This window comes from Tsuneonella litorea (assembly GCF_025154015.1).
GTDB classification, from domain to species: Bacteria; Pseudomonadota; Alphaproteobacteria; order Sphingomonadales; family Sphingomonadaceae; genus Tsuneonella; species Tsuneonella litorea.
The window spans coordinates 589,392-603,314 of record NZ_JAOAMV010000001.1; the positions used below are offsets into that span (position 1 = coordinate 589,392).

17 protein-coding genes are annotated in these 13,923 nt (G+C 68.5%); 9 read left to right on the top strand and 8 right to left on the bottom strand.

Features of this window, described 5'->3' with window-relative positions:
* Positions 1-19 precede the first annotated feature (19 nt).
* Entirely contained in the window at positions 20-1,243 is a 1,224-nt protein-coding gene (locus tag N0B51_RS02735) for a sensor histidine kinase (RefSeq protein WP_259960647.1), read from the top strand.
* Positions 1,236-2,000 (top strand): LytR/AlgR family response regulator transcription factor, encoded by a 765-nt coding sequence (locus tag N0B51_RS02740; protein WP_259960648.1) that lies wholly within the window; start codon positions 1,236-1,238, stop codon positions 1,998-2,000. Before N0B51_RS02735 ends, N0B51_RS02740 begins: the two co-directional genes overlap by 8 nt.
* Before the next feature lie 132 nt (positions 2,001-2,132).
* Here the strand turns inward: N0B51_RS02740 and N0B51_RS02745 are convergent, their stop codons facing one another.
* Positions 2,133-2,429 (bottom strand): UrcA family protein, encoded by a 297-nt coding sequence (locus N0B51_RS02745; protein WP_259960649.1) that lies wholly within the window; start codon positions 2,427-2,429, stop codon positions 2,133-2,135.
* A 203-nt stretch (positions 2,430-2,632) separates the two neighbouring features.
* On the opposite strand from N0B51_RS02745, the gene N0B51_RS02750 reads away from it, so the two are divergent.
* From N0B51_RS02750 to N0B51_RS02760, 3 genes are read left to right on the top strand one after another with little or no spacing between them, the layout of a single operon-like run.
* Entirely contained in the window at positions 2,633-2,899 is a 267-nt protein-coding gene (locus N0B51_RS02750; protein ID WP_259960650.1) for a hypothetical protein, read from the top strand.
* Positions 2,896-3,792: a diacylglycerol/lipid kinase family protein gene (locus N0B51_RS02755; protein ID WP_259960651.1), complete on the top strand. Its 897-nt coding sequence runs from the start codon at positions 2,896-2,898 to the stop codon at positions 3,790-3,792. Before N0B51_RS02750 ends, N0B51_RS02755 begins: the two co-directional genes overlap by 4 nt.
* On the top strand, positions 3,782-4,642 hold the full coding sequence (locus tag N0B51_RS02760; RefSeq protein ID WP_259960652.1) for a metallophosphoesterase family protein: 861 nt from the start codon (positions 3,782-3,784) through the stop codon (positions 4,640-4,642). Before N0B51_RS02755 ends, N0B51_RS02760 begins: the two co-directional genes overlap by 11 nt.
* Positions 4,643-4,718: 76 nt before the next feature.
* Here the strand turns inward: N0B51_RS02760 and rpsI are convergent, their stop codons facing one another.
* From rpsI to N0B51_RS02780, 4 genes are all read right to left on the bottom strand, one after another.
* Positions 4,719-5,237: a 30S ribosomal protein S9 gene (rpsI, locus tag N0B51_RS02765; protein ID WP_259960653.1), complete on the bottom strand. Its 519-nt coding sequence runs from the start codon at positions 5,235-5,237 to the stop codon at positions 4,719-4,721.
* Positions 5,237-5,716 carry a 50S ribosomal protein L13 gene (rplM, locus tag N0B51_RS02770; protein ID WP_259960654.1) on the bottom strand — a complete coding sequence of 160 codons (480 nt, stop codon included), beginning with the start codon at positions 5,714-5,716 and terminating at the stop codon, positions 5,237-5,239. Before rplM ends, rpsI begins: the two co-directional genes overlap by 1 nt.
* A gap of 126 nt (positions 5,717-5,842) precedes the next feature.
* Positions 5,843-6,166 carry a divalent-cation tolerance protein CutA gene (cutA, locus tag N0B51_RS02775; protein ID WP_259960655.1) on the bottom strand — a complete coding sequence of 108 codons (324 nt, stop codon included), beginning with the start codon at positions 6,164-6,166 and terminating at the stop codon, positions 5,843-5,845.
* Positions 6,163-7,200: a COX15/CtaA family protein gene (locus tag N0B51_RS02780; protein ID WP_259960656.1), complete on the bottom strand. Its 1,038-nt coding sequence runs from the start codon at positions 7,198-7,200 to the stop codon at positions 6,163-6,165. The genes cutA and N0B51_RS02780 overlap by 4 nt, the downstream gene beginning before the upstream one ends.
* Positions 7,201-7,294: 94 nt before the next feature.
* Between N0B51_RS02780 and N0B51_RS02785 the strand changes: the two genes are divergently transcribed.
* The 4 genes from N0B51_RS02785 to N0B51_RS02805 all read left to right on the top strand — a co-directional run bounded on the left by N0B51_RS02785 (position 7,295) and on the right by N0B51_RS02805 (position 9,772).
* Positions 7,295-7,714: a MerC domain-containing protein gene (locus tag N0B51_RS02785; RefSeq protein ID WP_259960657.1), complete on the top strand. Its 420-nt coding sequence runs from the start codon at positions 7,295-7,297 to the stop codon at positions 7,712-7,714.
* The gene (gene thiS, locus N0B51_RS02795; protein ID WP_311201820.1) at positions 7,686-8,666 is read left to right on the top strand and encodes a sulfur carrier protein ThiS; all 981 of its coding nucleotides are present in this window, start codon (positions 7,686-7,688) and stop codon (positions 8,664-8,666) included. Before N0B51_RS02785 ends, thiS begins: the two co-directional genes overlap by 29 nt.
* Positions 8,667-8,735: 69 nt before the next feature.
* Positions 8,736-9,170, top strand: coding sequence for a hypothetical protein (locus tag N0B51_RS02800; RefSeq protein ID WP_259960658.1), 435 nt, complete (start codon positions 8,736-8,738; stop codon positions 9,168-9,170).
* Positions 9,171-9,244: 74 nt separating this feature from the next.
* Positions 9,245-9,772, top strand: coding sequence for a hypothetical protein (locus N0B51_RS02805; protein ID WP_259960808.1), 528 nt, complete (start codon positions 9,245-9,247; stop codon positions 9,770-9,772).
* Here the strand turns inward: N0B51_RS02805 and N0B51_RS02810 are convergent.
* The 3 genes from N0B51_RS02810 to ggt form a co-directional block, all read right to left on the bottom strand.
* Positions 9,769-10,266 carry a DUF2165 family protein gene (locus tag N0B51_RS02810; protein ID WP_259960659.1) on the bottom strand — a complete coding sequence of 166 codons (498 nt, stop codon included), beginning with the start codon at positions 10,264-10,266 and terminating at the stop codon, positions 9,769-9,771. The two genes, N0B51_RS02805 and N0B51_RS02810, sit on opposite strands and share 4 nt — an antisense overlap.
* Positions 10,267-10,309: 43 nt before the next feature.
* Entirely contained in the window at positions 10,310-12,130 is a 1,821-nt protein-coding gene (locus N0B51_RS02815; RefSeq protein WP_259960660.1) for an AMP-dependent synthetase/ligase, read from the bottom strand.
* Positions 12,131-12,199: 69 nt separating this feature from the next.
* Positions 12,200-13,921, bottom strand: a complete 1,722-nt coding sequence (ggt, locus tag N0B51_RS02820) for a gamma-glutamyltransferase (protein ID WP_259960661.1) — start codon at positions 13,919-13,921, stop codon at positions 12,200-12,202.
* Positions 13,922-13,923 lie beyond the last annotated feature (2 nt).

The following is a 13,923-nucleotide window of genomic DNA, read 5'->3' on the forward strand; positions in this document are numbered from 1 at the left end:
TCGTGCACTACCGGCACCGATGAGCGGCTCCACTGTTCCCGCGCCCCCCGGCGTATCGCTGCGCACGGTGCTCGCTTCGATCGCGGGCCTGTGGACGTGCTATTTCGTGCTGGTCACCATCCGCGCCTGGATCGGGCTCGAGCTGCAGGGCGAGCTGCTCTGGCGCAGGGCCCTCGTGTGCCTGGCAGGAATGGCGATCACCTTCGTGCTCTGGTTGATCCTGCGCCTTGCCGACCGCCGCTCGCTCGGCTTCCAGATCGGGCTCGCGCTCGTGCTGGCGATTCCCGCTTCGCTGGCGATTGCCAAGTTGAACATCTTTGCCTTCGCCGAGGTGCAGGAGACGGTCGAAAGCAAGATCGCCGAACGGCGCGGCTATTCGATCCGCCGCGATGCCTCGGGCAACATCGTGATCGAGGCGCCAGCGGTGCCCGGGCCGGACGTGGATGGACCACTGGGACCCGACAATGCCGGCCGCGCCAAGGTCGTGCTCCCCACCGAGTCGGACGCCGGCAGGCAGTGGCTTCCGGTGCTCGAACTGGCAATCGGCCGTTATTTCCTTCTGCTGTCGTGGGCGGCGCTGTACCTCGCGCTCAGCGCCGTCGGTCGGGCCCGCGAAGCGGAGCGGCGCGAGGCGCGGTTCCGCAGCGCGGCGCGCGCGGCCGAGCTGCGGTCGCTGCGCTACCAGGTCAATCCGCATTTCCTGTTCAACGCCTTCAATTCGCTCTCCGCGCTGGTGATGACCGGCAAGGGAGAGCGTGCCGAGGAGATGATCCAGCGGCTCTCGAGCTTCTACCGCCACAGCCTGGCCGAAGACCCGACCGGCGACGTCGAGCTGGCCGACGAAATCGCGCTCCAGCGCGATTACCTCGCGATCGAGGCGGTGCGCTTTCCCAAGCGACTGAAAACGGTGATCGAGCTTCCCGAGGAGCTGGCGCACCTCCACGTGCCGGGCATGATCCTCCAGCCGCTGGTCGAGAACTCGGTCAAGTACGCGGTGGCGCCCGTCGCGCGGCCCGTGACGATCGTCATCTCGGCGCGCGAGGAATACGGCCGACTCGTCCTCACCGTTGCCGACGACGGACCCGGCGGTGCCGAGGTGGGCTCGCCCGGCTTCGGCATCGGACTTGCCAACGTGCGCGACCGGATCGAGGCGCGGTTCGGACCTGACGCCACGCTTGTATCGGGTCCGTTCGAAGGCGGCTATCGAAGCGAACTGCGACTGCCGATGGTGCAAGATGACTGACATCCGCGAACCGACGACCGATGCCGGATCCGGCGAGCCCTTGCGCGCGCTGATCATCGACGACGAGCCGCTGGCGATCGAGCGGATGCAGATCATCTGCGCGAAGATTCCCCAGTTGCGGGTGATCGGTACCGCCAGCGACGGCGCCGCCGCACTGCGGCTGATCGACGCTCTGGCGCCCGATCTCCTTCTGCTCGACATGACGATGCCCGAACTCGACGGGCTCGCGGTTGCGCGCTCGCTTGCCAAGAAGACCCACCGGCCCGCGATCGTGTTCGTCACTGCGCACGAGCATTTCGCGGTCGAGGCATTCGATCTCGAAGCCGTCGATTACGTGCTCAAGCCGGTCACCCCCGAACGGCTCGGCCGCGCGATCGAACGGGTGGAGGCCCGGCGCGAGGTCGAGGCGGTGCGCTCCGAAAGCACCTGGCTGAGCGAACTGTGGGTGCCGCACCGGTCGGAACTGCTCAGGATCGAAGTATCGCAGGTCAGCCGCATCGATGCCGAGCGCGATTACGTCCGGCTGCACGTGGGCGACCGGAGCTATCTTCTCCTGCAGACGATCGCCGGCCTCGAACAGCGGCTCGATCCGGCACAATTCATCCGCATCCACCGGTCGACGATCCTGCGGCGCGACTGCATCCGCGGGCTGCGGCACGACGGGCTGGGCGTGTGGTCGATCGAACTCGACGATGGCGAGGCGCTGCGGATCGGGCGAACCTACATGGCCAAGGTCAAGGCGATGGCCGGCCGCTGAACCCGGCGGGCAACCCGCCCGGCGGCGCGCGGCCGGACCCGGGACGGATTGCCGCCCCGGGCCCGGATGCCGGCTTGCCTCTCCCCCCCGCCCGCCGCAGCGCGCGGGTGGGGGAGAGAGGCGGCTGGGGGATCAACCGCCCTTTTGCGACTCTTCGTCGATCAGCAGGGCGAGGCGTTCGCCGGCGAGCCGTTTGGCCTCCGCGACGCAGCGCGCCTCGTCCGGATGGCGGATCCGGGTCCCGGTGCGGGCCGCGGTCGCGCCGCAGTACTTGCGGGCGGCTGCCGCGATCCGGTTCTCCATCAATCGCTGGTCATGCTTGCTGGAAAGATCGAGATCGGCGCGCGGGATGACGAGATCCTCGGCCGAAGCGGCCGCCGATGTGGCGGCGAGTGACAGAGCGGCCAAGGCAGCAAGAGTTGTACGCATGGTTTCTCTCCTCGTTTCGGTTCGGGTGGCGTGGCCACCTTTCGGCCCCCTGCAATCAACATAGCCCCCGGCGGGCGGCGTGCAGTTCGTGATCGACGCGGTCGCCGAATCGCTCGACGACGGCACCGTCGTTACGACGACAAGCGTAATCGACCGGACCAACGGCTATTGTGGCCCGACCGGCGCACACCACATTCACGCATATGCCGCTGACGCTCATCTTCCTGCTCGGGGTGGCCAATTTCGCGATGCACGCCGCGGTGATGCACAGCGACCACCCCCTGCTCGGCCGGAACCGGTGGTATCTTCACCGGCTCGGCGGAAGGGTCACCCTGACCACCGAGTTCCTGCTTCTCTTCGCCGCGCTTCTGCTCGTTGCCGAAGGCTGGCGATGGCTCGTTTGGGCCTATCTCGGTTACTCGCTGCTCAATGCGGTCGCGGTCTGGCTCATCCTCACCCGGCGGGTGTGACGCCGCCGGGAACCGCGGACCCCCAGCGACGCTTTGCCCGCATGGACCTGCGCGGCGCGACCTGGCTGATCTACAACGGCTCGAGCGGAAGCCACGACGACGACGTGCTGCGCGACCTGGTCGAGGGTATGCGGGCCGCAGGCGCCGCGCCCGACGAGGTGCGCGACTGCAAGCACGGAACGCCGGACGCGCGCGAAGCCGAACGGCTCGGCATCGGGCTGGTCGTCATCCACGGCGGAGACGGCACCCTCAACCGAACGATCGGCGATCTCGAGGGATACGGCGGCGCGGTTCTCCCGCTTCCGGGCGGGACGTTCAACCTCCTCGCGCGCGAAATCTTCGGCGAGCGCGACGCGCGCGCGATTGTCTCCATGCTGGGACGGGGGGAACTCGTGGTCCGGCGGCGCACCTGCATCCGCGGCGATGGCGTCACCGCGCTCAGCGAACTGCTCGCCGGCCCCGGCGCCAAGTGGGCGGACGTGCGCGAGGAACTGCGCGAGGCCAACGTCGGCGAAGTGATCGTCAAGGGCTGGGATGCCGCCGCAACGAGCACCGTGGGGCCGATGGTCGCGCTCGAACGGCCGGCGCTGGGCCGGGACGATGGCTACGCCGGGATCAGGATGTGCCCACGCGCCGCCGGCATCGCGATCCAGGGATACGGAGCCGAAAACCTCGGCGATTACGTCCAGCAGGGGCTCGCCATCCTGAAGCGTGACTTCCGCGACGGCCCGCACGACGACCTGGGCCGCGCGCGCGCGGTGACCTGCCGCTCGCTCGAGGACGAGCCGATCCCGCTGATGATCGACGGCGAGCGGTCCGAAGGCGCTGCGACCGTGCGGTTTTCGCTCGACACGCTCGACGTCGATCTGCTTGGGATCGCGGATGGCCGATAGCACGCTGCTGTTTCACCTGTCCGACATCCATTTCGGGCTCGAACACAACCGCGCGCTCGACTGGGTCGCTGCCGAGATCGCGGCGCGGGAGCCGGCGGCGGTCATCATCACCGGCGACCTGACGATGCGCGCGCGCACGCGCGAATTCGACGCGGCGCGCGCGTGGATCCTGTCGCTGCCCGCTCCCGTCACGGTCGTCGTCGGCAATCACGACCTGCCCTACTTCAATCTCGTGGAGCGGTTCTTCGATCCCTACCGGCGGTTTCAGGGCATGAAGCAGATGATCGAGAAGGAGATCGACCTTCCCGACATCGCGATCGTGCCGCTCAAGACGGCCGCGCGGATGCAGCCGCGGCTCAACTGGTCGAAGGGCTGGATCAGCGACGAGGCGCTCGCCCGGTGCCTTGGCGCGATCGATGCGCTGCCGCCGGGCAAGCGCGTGCTGGTGGCCGCGCACCACCCGCTGGTCGAGGTCGGCACGCGAGGCACCGCGCTCACCCACGGCGGCACGAGGGCGCTCGCCGAACTGGCCCGGCGCAACGTCACGGGCGTCCTCACGGGACACGTCCACGATCCGTTCGACCTGACGCAGGACACGGTCCACGGGCCCGTGCGGATGATCGGCGCGGGCACGCTCTCGCAGCGGATCCGCTCCACTCCGCAAAGCTTCAACGAGCTGCGCTTCGAATCCGATGGCCGGTTGTGCGTCGAGGCGCGCAACCTCCAGGACGTCCCGACCGAAGCGATGAAGATCGACGCGGTGCCCGAAGACGCGATGCCGCCGCGCCGGCCCGGCGAACCGGTCGCCCCGGTCGGCGCGGTGCCGCGGACCGATCCGCCGGTGCGCTGACCCCGCGCAGGGGGGCAAACGAAAAGGGCGACCTCTTGCGAGGCCGCCCTTCCTTTCCGCCGTCGCGGAAAAACGCTTAGCGCTTCGAGAACTGGAAGCTGCGACGCGCCTTGGCGCGGCCGTACTTCTTGCGCTCCACCACGCGGCTGTCGCGGGTCAGGAACCCGGCGGCCTTGACCGTCGAGCGAAGCGCGGGCTCGAACTTCGACAGCGCCTGGGCGATGCCGTGCTTGACCGCGCCGGCCTGGCCCGAAAGCCCGCCGCCCTTGACGGTGGCGACGACGTCGTACTGGCCCTGGCGATCGGTGATCGCGAACGGCTGGTCAATGACGAGGCGCAGCGTCGGGCGCGCGAAATAGACTTCCTGGTCGCGGCCGTTGACGGTGATCTTGCCGGTGCCAGGCTTCAGCCAGACGCGCGCGGTGGCGTCCTTGCGGCGGCCGGTGGCATAGGCACGGCCCTGCTTGTCGAGCTCCTGCTCGCGCAGCGGCGCGGTGCTGGTGGCGACGGGCGCGGTGCCCTCTGCAGCCGGAGCGTCGCCGGCGATGTCCTTGAGGTCGGCGAGATCCGACACGGTGTTGGTTTCGTCGGCCATTACACGGTGACCTTGTTCTTGCGGTTCATCGAAGCGACGTCGAGCGTCTCGGGCTGGTTGCCAGCGTGCGGATGTTCGGTGCCGGCATAGAGATGCAGCGCCTTCATCTGCTGGCGGCCAAGCGGGCCGCGCGGGATCATCCGCTCGACGGCCTTCTCGAGCACGCGCTCGGGGAAACGGCCTTCCAGCACCTTGGCCGGGGTCGTTTCCTTGATGCCGCCGGCATAGCCGGTGTGCTTGTAGTACTTCTTGTCCGACAGCTTGTTGCCGGTGAACCGCACCTTGTCGGCGTTGATCACGATCACGTGGTCGCCGCAGTCGACGTGGGGGGTGTAGCTCGGCTTGTGCTTGCCGCGCAGGATGTTGGCGACGATCGAGGCGAGGCGGCCGACGACGAGTCCTTCGGCGTCGATCAGGTGCCACTTCTTCTCGACCTCGGCCGGCTTGATCGACCGGGTGGTCTTGCTGAGCGCCTTCATGGCTGGTCCTTAGGGTTGCGAATTACGTGCGCGGCTCATGCCGCTGCGAGCGGCGCCTTTGGCGTCCGAAGCTCCGCAAGTCAAGCAAAACGGCGGGTTCCGGAGGAGGTAAAATAATACCGCAAGTCAGGCAAGGCCGTTGGCGAGGAAGTCGAGGGTCGCCGGCGGCGCGCGATCCGCCAGCCATCCGATTACCACCGGGACATCGTAGGTATGCAGGTCCTCGACCATCGCGATCGCCGCGTCGAGCGTGCGGGCATCGAGCTTGAACAGCACGCCGTATTCCTCGCTCGACTGCATCGCGCCCTGCCACACGAAGTGCGATTCGATCGGGCCGATGACGTTGGCACAGGCCGCCAGCCCCGAGCCCACGACGGCAATCGCGAGGGCGCGGGCGTTCTCGCCCGTGTCGATCGGGGTCCAGATCAGGGCCGGGGTGCCCAGGCTCATGCCCTGCGCCCGAGAAGGTGCAGGCCCCACACGGTTGCCGCCACCACGAGCGCGCCGACGAACTGGTGCAGCACCGCTATCCATAGCTCGACCGCGGTCAGCACGGTGGCGATCCCCAGCAGGATCTGGATGCCGAAGGCGGAATGGATCGCGATCGAGGCGCGCCGCTCGATCCCGCGCACCCGCCGTGCCAGCACGATCAGGAATGCCACCGCGACCCATGCCCACCAGCGGTGGAGGAAGTGGATCAGGAACGGGTCGTGCAGCGCGGCCCACGCGAAGCCGCGGCTGGAATCGTATTCGGGCACCAGCCGCCCCTGCATCAGCGGCCAGGTGTCCGAGGCGAGACCCGCGTCGAGTCCCGCCACCCAGGCGCCGAGAAGAAGCTGGACGAACAGCACCGCGCCGGTCAGCGCCGCGAACCCGGTCATCCGCGCGGGTCGCGCCGCAGAATCGCGATCCAGCGCGCGCAGGTCGAGCGCGGTCCAGATCAGCCCGGCGAGCGTGAACAGCGCGGTGAGCAGGTGGATCGATAGCCAGAAGTGGCTGACGTCGGTCGATGTCTCGTTGATCCCCGAGCGGACCATGAACCAGCCGAACGCCCCCTGCAGCCCGCCGAGCGCAAGCAGCGCCAGGAGGCGCGGCTTGTAGCCCGCCGGGATTGCCCGGCGGACCCAGAACCACGCCAGCGGCAGCGCGAAGGCAAGGCCGATCACCCGGCCAAGCAGCCGGTGGAACCATTCCCAGAAATAGATGAACTTGTAGTCGGCCAGCGTCATCCCGGCCGGGCCGGTCACCTGGCGGTATTCGCCGATCTGCTTGTAGGCCTCGAACTCGGCCTTCCACTGCGATTCGTTCAACGGGGGCAGCGCGCCGGTGACCGGCTTCCACTCGGTGATCGAGAGGCCCGATTCGGTGAGGCGGGTGATGCCGCCCACGACGACCATGGCGACGACGAGAAGGGCGACTGCGAAGAGCCAGCGGGCGAGCGCCTGCGGCCTGGCGCGATCGGCGGGATCGGCGGAGGGTTCCATCGGCCGCGCACATGGGTCCGCCGGGCGCGAATCGCAAGCGCCGACAGTGTGCAAGCTTGCGTAACGATACAGCGTTACATACATGGGGCGGGCCATGGCGAATGCATTCATCACCTCGATTCGGGGCAACCTCGACCGTGCTGGCATCACGCTGTCCGCGCTGTGCGTGGTGCATTGCCTGGCGACGCTGGTGCTGGTGTCCGCGCTCGGCATCGGCGGCAGCGTGTTCGAGAATCCCCTGATCCACGAGGTCGGCCTCGCGCTGGCGATGGTGGTCGCCGCGGTGGCGATCGGCCTCGGCGCGCTGCGTCACCGGCGCCCGGTCCCCTTCGTCACGGCGATGACCGGCCTCACCTTCATGGGCGGCGCGCTGGCGATGCCGCACGGCTACGAAGAGGCCGTGCTGACGATCATCGGCGTCGGGTTGCTGTCCGCCGGGCACATCCTCAACTTGCGCGCGTGCCGCTGTTCGCTATCTGGCGGGAATGCCTGCACCGCTGACCCTGACCGTTAACGGCGAAAGCCGCCGTACCACCGCCGCGACCGTCGCCGACCTCGTCCGCGAACTCGGCCTCGCGCCCGAGAAGGTCGCGGTCGAGCGCAACGGCGAGATCGCCCCGCGCTCGACCCTGGCCGAGGTCGCGCTCGGCGATGGCGACACGCTGGAAATCGTCCACTTCGTCGGCGGCGGCGATCACGAGGACACCTGGACCGTGGCCGGTCATACCTTTCGCAGCCGGCTGATCGTCGGCACCGGGAAATACAGGGACTTCGCGCAGAACGCCGCGGCGCTCGAGGCGTCGGGTGCCGAGATCGTCACGGTCGCGGTGCGCCGGGTCAACGTCAGCGACCCCAACGCGCCGATGCTGACCGACTTCATCGACCCGAAGAAAGTCACCTACCTGCCCAACACCGCCGGGTGTTTCACCGCCGAGGAAGCGATCCGCACGCTGCGACTGGCGCGCGAGGCGGGGGGCTGGGACCTCGTCAAGCTGGAAGTGCTGGGCGAGGCGCGCACCCTCTATCCCGACATGCGCGAGACGCTGAAGGCGACCGAGGTCCTCGCCGGCGAGGGTTTCAAGCCGATGGTCTATTGCGTCGATGACCCGATCGCGGCCAAGCAGCTCGAAGAGGCGGGCGCGGTCGCCGTGATGCCGCTCGGCGCGCCGATCGGCTCGGGGCTGGGCATCCAGAACCGGGTGACCATCCGGCTGATCGTCGAAGGCGCGAAGGTGCCGGTGCTGGTCGATGCCGGCGTCGGCACCGCGAGCGATGCCGCGGTGGCGATGGAGCTCGGCTGCACCGGGGTGCTGATGAACACCGCGATCGCCGAGGCGAAGGACCCGATCCGCATGGCCCGGGCGATGAAGCTGGCGGTCGAGGCCGGGCGCGGCGCATATCTCGCCGGACGCATGGCGACGCGCAAGTACGCCGACCCCTCGAGCCCGCTGGCCGGACTGATCTAGCGAACGGGCCGCCTCGCGGAGGCGTGCGAGACTCCCGGAACGCCGCGCCGCCGCGCCCATTGTTCCTGCATGACCACCGCCGAACTGACCGTGCTTGGCTGGGGCGTCCTGCTGCTGCTCGCCTATGGCGGGCTCCACGTGGGCGGGCTCGAACTGATCCGCCGCCTCAAGCCGAGCCAGGACAACCATCGCTACCTGGGGCTGCTGGCGACGTTCTGGGGCCTGGCGCTGCTGCACCTGGTCGAGATCGCGGTCGGCGCCGTCGCACTCGCGCTGGTGCTCTCGGGCGAGGGACACGGCTCGCTCAGCGAGGGTTTCGGCAGCACCGCGGCCGATTTCCTCTATCTCGCGGGCACCTCGTTCGGCACGCTGGGCTATACCCAGCTCGACGCGACGGGGCCGATCCGGCTGCTGATCATGGTCCTGTCATTGAGCGGGTTCATGCTGATCACCTGGTCGGCCACCTTCATCTACACCATCTGGGGCGAAAGCTTCCGCGAGTGATCGTCCCGCCACGAGGCTAACGGGAAATTAACCATCCTGGGCGAAGTTCCTCTTCGAACAGGGGGGTAGTGACCATGGCCGTCACCAATGCCGCGTCGATGACGATTTCCGAGATGCGCGAGTTCGCGAGCTTCACGCCCGCCGAACAACGCTATATCCGCCGCAGCCTCGACATCGGGCTGGGACGGCAGGACGCCTTCAAGCTCTGGGCGCGGACCGCCGACGAGAACGCCGCGATCCGCAGCCAGTACGTCGCCTACCAGGACCTCAAGGTACTGCGTTCCTCGATCCCGGCGGAAAGCAGCTTCGAGTGCGTCGAGGGTTTCATCGGCAAGCTCACCCGCGTCGCCGCGTTCGACCTCGCGCAGGACCGGATCGAGAGTTTCTCCGCCTTCCGCTTCCTCTACGAGCGGCTGATCGGCGCCGACGCGCGGCCGTGGCTGCCAAGCGCCTTCTGCGCCGCCAGCGCGCTGCCGCAGATCAAGCCGAGCCGCCGCAAGCTGCTGCTCCAGTCGCTGAGCGAAGCCGCCGCGACCGCCCCGGGCTGGAGCGACCGCGCGCCGAGCTTCTACCCGGAATACATCGATCGCGAGGCGGCCTAGCTGCGGCTTCGGCGATCGTCCCGCAATCCGACGAACAGCGCAATGAGAGCAATGCAGCCGAGATAGCGGAAGGCCGAGTCGAGCACGGGTCCGCGCATCGCCTCCGAACGCCACATCTCGAACCAGCTCTCGGCGATCACGATCCAGCCGGCGAAGAGCAGGAACATTGCGACGCCGCATCCCGCGAGCGCGAGGCGCTTGGCTGCCTCGAATTCGTACCCCCGGTCACGAGTACGCCACATCGCCCATCCGCCCAGCAGGCACAGCACCGCACTCGTCAACTTGAGCGCGGGGATCATGACAGCTCCGGCGAGAACCACGAACGGATTGCTCGTGGCCTTCCATGACGAGGCGCCGCCCTCCCAGGTCGCCATCGAGGTCGCCGCCGCGACCGCGCCGCGGGTGCCATCCCAGTCGACGAAGTTTCCAAGCGCCCCGACGAGTCCCCAGGCGGCCACGGTGGCGACGAGCGCGATCTTGACAGTCTTCAGCATCCGGTCGGTCCTCTCCCCCTAAAGGCGACCCTGCACGATTGTTTCAGCCCTTGTACAGCGCGTCCAGCCGGTCGCCGTAGCGTTCGCGGATCTTGTGGCGGCGGATTTTCAGGCTCGGGGTCATTTCCTCGTTGTCGGTGCTGAAGGGCTCGTCGGCGAAGGCGAACTGGCGCACTTTCTCGATCACCGACAGGTCCTGATTGGTCCGGTCTACCGCCGCGCGCACGGCGCTGCGGAACGCCGGCAGGTCCTGCAGTTCCTTGAGGTCGAAGCGGATGTCGTTCGCCTTGGCCCACTCGAGCGCCCACTCGGCGTCGGGCACGATCAGGCCGACGAGGTACGGGCGCTTGTCGCCGCTGACCATCGCCTGCGCGATCTCGGGCTGGAGCGTGAGCATCCCTTCCACCTTCTGCGGGGCGACGTTGTCGCCCTTGTCGTTGACGATCATGTCCTTCTTGCGGTCGGTGATGACGATCCGGCCCTTTTCATCGAGGTGGCCGATGTCTCCGGTGTGGAGCCAGCCGTCCTTGAGCGCCTTTTCGGTCTCCGCCTTGTTCTGCCAGTAGCCGTGCATCACCAGCTCGCCGCGCACGAGGATCTCGCCGTCCTCGGCGATCTTCACCTCGACCCCGCGCATCGGCGGGCCGACCGTGTCCATCTTGATACCTGCCCTGGGACGGTTGCAGCTGATCACCGGGCCCGCTTCGGTCTGGCCGTAGCCCTGGAGCATCGTCAGCCCCATCGCCTCGAAGAAGTTGCCGACTTCGGGGTTGAGCGGCGCGCCGCCCGACACCATCGCCTTAATCCGTCCGCCGAACCGCTGGCGGATCTTGGGTCGCAGCAGTTTCTCGATGATCATGTCGGCGGGCCGGTCGCGCAGCCTTTTCTTGGGCTGCGCGGCGATCTGCAACGCGCGCGTCATCAGGTAGTTGGGGACCTTGCCCTGCTTTTCGACCTGCTTCATGATCCGCGTGCGCAGCACCTCGAACAGGCGGGGGACGACCACCATCACCGTCGGGCGCGTTTCCTCGATGTTGCTGGCGAGCTTTTCGAGGCCCTCGGCATAGAAGATTTCCGCCCCGCAGGCGATCGGCAGGTACTGGCCGCCGGTGTGTTCATAGGCATGGCTGAGCGGCAGGAACGACAGGAACCGCTCGTCGTCGCCGAGCCCGAAATCCTCGACCAGGATTTCCGCCGCACCGGCCACGTTGCACAGGATCGCGCCGTGATGCTGAAGCACGCCGCGCGGCGCGCCGCCGGTGCCGCTGGTGTAGATGATGCAGGCGGTGTCGCCGCGCCCGATCGAGCCGATTCGCGCCTCGACCGCAGCCCGCGCTGTCGCCGCGTCGCCCTCGAGCATCGTCTTCCACGGATGACAGGAGACCTGCCCGCTCTGGAAATGGCGCACGCCGTCGATCGGGATCAGGTGCCCCGCAAGGCCCGAGCGCATGATCGCCGGGATCAGCGGCACCGACAGCTTCTCGGTCGAGACGATCACCGCCCGGGCGCCCGAATTGTCGAGGATGTGCTGGTGATCGCGCTCGGTGTTGGTGGTGTAGGCGGGGACGGTGATGCAGCCCGCGGCCATGATCGCGAGGTCCGCGATGCACCATTCGGGCCGGTTTTCCGAGATCAGCATCACCCGGTCCCCGTCGTCCAGGCCCAGCTTGCGCAGGTTCTCGGCGAGCAGGCAGACCTGGTCGGCCACTTCGCCCCAGGTCTGCGTGCGCCACTCGCCACCCTTGCGCGCGCCCAGGAACGGCCGGGCGCTTCGCGCGTCGGCACGCTTGAGGAACAGCTCGACGAGATTGCCCGCCGAATCGATATCGCTCAGCTGCAAGGCCCCTGGCTCCCTCTTACCCATCCGATCACTGACTAGATTCCCGCGACCCCGGCGGCAAGCTGCGGACGGTCCGTGCGTAGAGCGTCCCGTTCATGGGGGATCGATCAGGTCTTCCATCCGCGGTTCGCGGCCCGCTTCCCAGCCGTTCCGCGTACGGCGCAGCGCGTTGACCTTGATCGGGGCCTCGCCGGTGCGGAATTTCGCGTGCCCCAGCGCGCGGAACTGCGGCATCGCCGATTCGAGCCAGGTTCCCTTCTCGAGCAGGACTGTGTCGCCGAAAGCCATCGTGAAGGGCAGGGCGAGCGCCTCCTCGGCGCTCATCCCGAAATCGATCATGCCGACGATCGCGCGCGCAGTGGACACCGGAATGGTGCTGCCGCCCGCCGCGCCGACCGCGATCACCGGCCGGCCCGCCGGGTCCCAGATCACCATCGGCGCCATCGAGCTGCGCGGCCGCTTGCCGCCTTCGACCCGGTTGGCGACGAGCCTGCCCCCAACCGTCGGCGCGCGGCTGAAGTCGGTCAGCTCGTTGTTGAGGTAGAAGCCGCCGGTCATCAGCCCCGATCCGAACGCGCTCTCGATCGTCGAGGTATAGCTGACCATCGTGCCGCTGCCATCGACCGCGGCGAAATCGGACGTGCCGTGCTCCTCGGGCTCGTCGCCGTCGGCGAGCGCGATCGGCGCGCCGAACGGCACCCCGGCCTGGGGATCGGCAATCGTCTGCGCCGGATCGATCAGCCGCGACCGGCTGGCGACGTAGTCCGGGTCGACGAGCCCGGCGACCGGCACCGCGACGAAGTCGCTGTCGGCGAGATATAGTTCGCGGTCGGCATAGGCGAGCCGCTGCGCCTCGAGGAACAGGTGCCAGGTCACCGGGTTGCGCGCGCCGAGCTGCTTGAGGTCGAACCGCTCGAGCATTCCGAGGATCTGCAGGACCGCGATGCCGCCCGAGGTGGGCGGGCCCATGCCGCACAGGCGGTAGCCGCGATAGAGGCTGCACACCGCCGGCCGCTCCTTGGCCTCGTAGGCAGCAAGGTCGGCGGCGTTCATCGGCCGCGGGCGCGGCGTGGCGGCGGCCACGGTCGCTGCCAGCGCCTCGGCGCGCGGGCCGCGATAGAACGCGCCGGGCCCGGCCTTGGCGATCGCCTCGAAGGTCTGGGCCAGTTCCTCGTTGCGGACGATCGTGCCGGCCGGCAGGGGCTGGCCGTCCGCGCCGAAGAACAGCGCGCGGCCCGTGGCGGTCCATCCGGCGCGGTCGGGCGTCTGCGACAGCGACTGGACCAGCCGCGGGTTCATCGCGAACCCGTTCCGGGCCAGCGCGATCGCCGGTTCGAACAGCTTGGCCCAGGCAAGCCGGCCGTACTTGGCATGGGCCTTCGCCGCGAGCGCGATATTGCCGGGCACGCCGACGCTGAGGCCGCTCTTGACGGAAACCTCGAACGGCGGAACTTGGCCGTCTTCGAGGAACCAGTCGTGCCCGGCGCCTGCCGGCGCCTTCTCGCGCCCGTCGAAGGTGGTCACGCTGCCGTCGGCGGCGCCGCGCACCAGGAAGCCGCCGCCGCCGATGCCCGAACTCTGCGGCTCGACCACGGTCAGCGCAATCATCGTGGCGATCGCCGCATCGGTGGCGCTGCCCCCGGCGCGAAGCATCGCGAGCCCCGCTTCTTCCGCGCGCGGATCCGCGGCGCTGACGTTGCCGGCAAGCGCGGCGGGCGGCTCGGCAGAGGGGGGAAGGGTGGCGCAGGCCGCGAGGAGCGACAGGGCGGCGAACGGGGTGAGGACCTTGAGTCTCATCATTGTGCGAAGCGACATGG

Bases quoted from the DNA above. Each gene is read 5' to 3' on its own strand.
- N0B51_RS02735 (WP_259960647.1), top strand. From the start codon at position 20: ATGAGCGGCTCCACTGTTCCCGCGCCCCCCGGCGTATCGCTGCGCACG.
- N0B51_RS02740 (WP_259960648.1), top strand. From the start codon at position 1,236: ATGACTGACATCCGCGAACCGACGACCGATGCCGGATCCGGCGAGCCC.
- N0B51_RS02745 (WP_259960649.1), bottom strand. From the start codon at position 2,429: ATGCGTACAACTCTTGCTGCCTTGGCCGCTCTGTCACTCGCCGCCACA.
- N0B51_RS02750 (WP_259960650.1), top strand. From the start codon at position 2,633: ATGCCGCTGACGCTCATCTTCCTGCTCGGGGTGGCCAATTTCGCGATG.
- N0B51_RS02760 (WP_259960652.1), top strand. From the start codon at position 3,782: ATGGCCGATAGCACGCTGCTGTTTCACCTGTCCGACATCCATTTCGGG.
- rpsI (WP_259960653.1), bottom strand. From the start codon at position 5,237: ATGGCCGACGAAACCAACACCGTGTCGGATCTCGCCGACCTCAAGGAC.
- rplM (WP_259960654.1), bottom strand. From the start codon at position 5,716: ATGAAGGCGCTCAGCAAGACCACCCGGTCGATCAAGCCGGCCGAGGTC.
- cutA (WP_259960655.1), bottom strand. From the start codon at position 6,166: ATGAGCCTGGGCACCCCGGCCCTGATCTGGACCCCGATCGACACGGGC.
- N0B51_RS02780 (WP_259960656.1), bottom strand. From the start codon at position 7,200: ATGGAACCCTCCGCCGATCCCGCCGATCGCGCCAGGCCGCAGGCGCTC.
- N0B51_RS02785 (WP_259960657.1), top strand. From the start codon at position 7,295: ATGGCGAATGCATTCATCACCTCGATTCGGGGCAACCTCGACCGTGCT.
- thiS (WP_311201820.1), top strand. From the start codon at position 7,686: ATGCCTGCACCGCTGACCCTGACCGTTAACGGCGAAAGCCGCCGTACC.
- N0B51_RS02800 (WP_259960658.1), top strand. From the start codon at position 8,736: ATGACCACCGCCGAACTGACCGTGCTTGGCTGGGGCGTCCTGCTGCTG.
- N0B51_RS02805 (WP_259960808.1), top strand. From the start codon at position 9,245: ATGGCCGTCACCAATGCCGCGTCGATGACGATTTCCGAGATGCGCGAG.
- N0B51_RS02810 (WP_259960659.1), bottom strand. From the start codon at position 10,266: ATGCTGAAGACTGTCAAGATCGCGCTCGTCGCCACCGTGGCCGCCTGG.
- N0B51_RS02815 (WP_259960660.1), bottom strand. From the start codon at position 12,130: ATGGGTAAGAGGGAGCCAGGGGCCTTGCAGCTGAGCGATATCGATTCG.
- ggt (WP_259960661.1), bottom strand. From the start codon at position 13,921: ATGTCGCTTCGCACAATGATGAGACTCAAGGTCCTCACCCCGTTCGCC.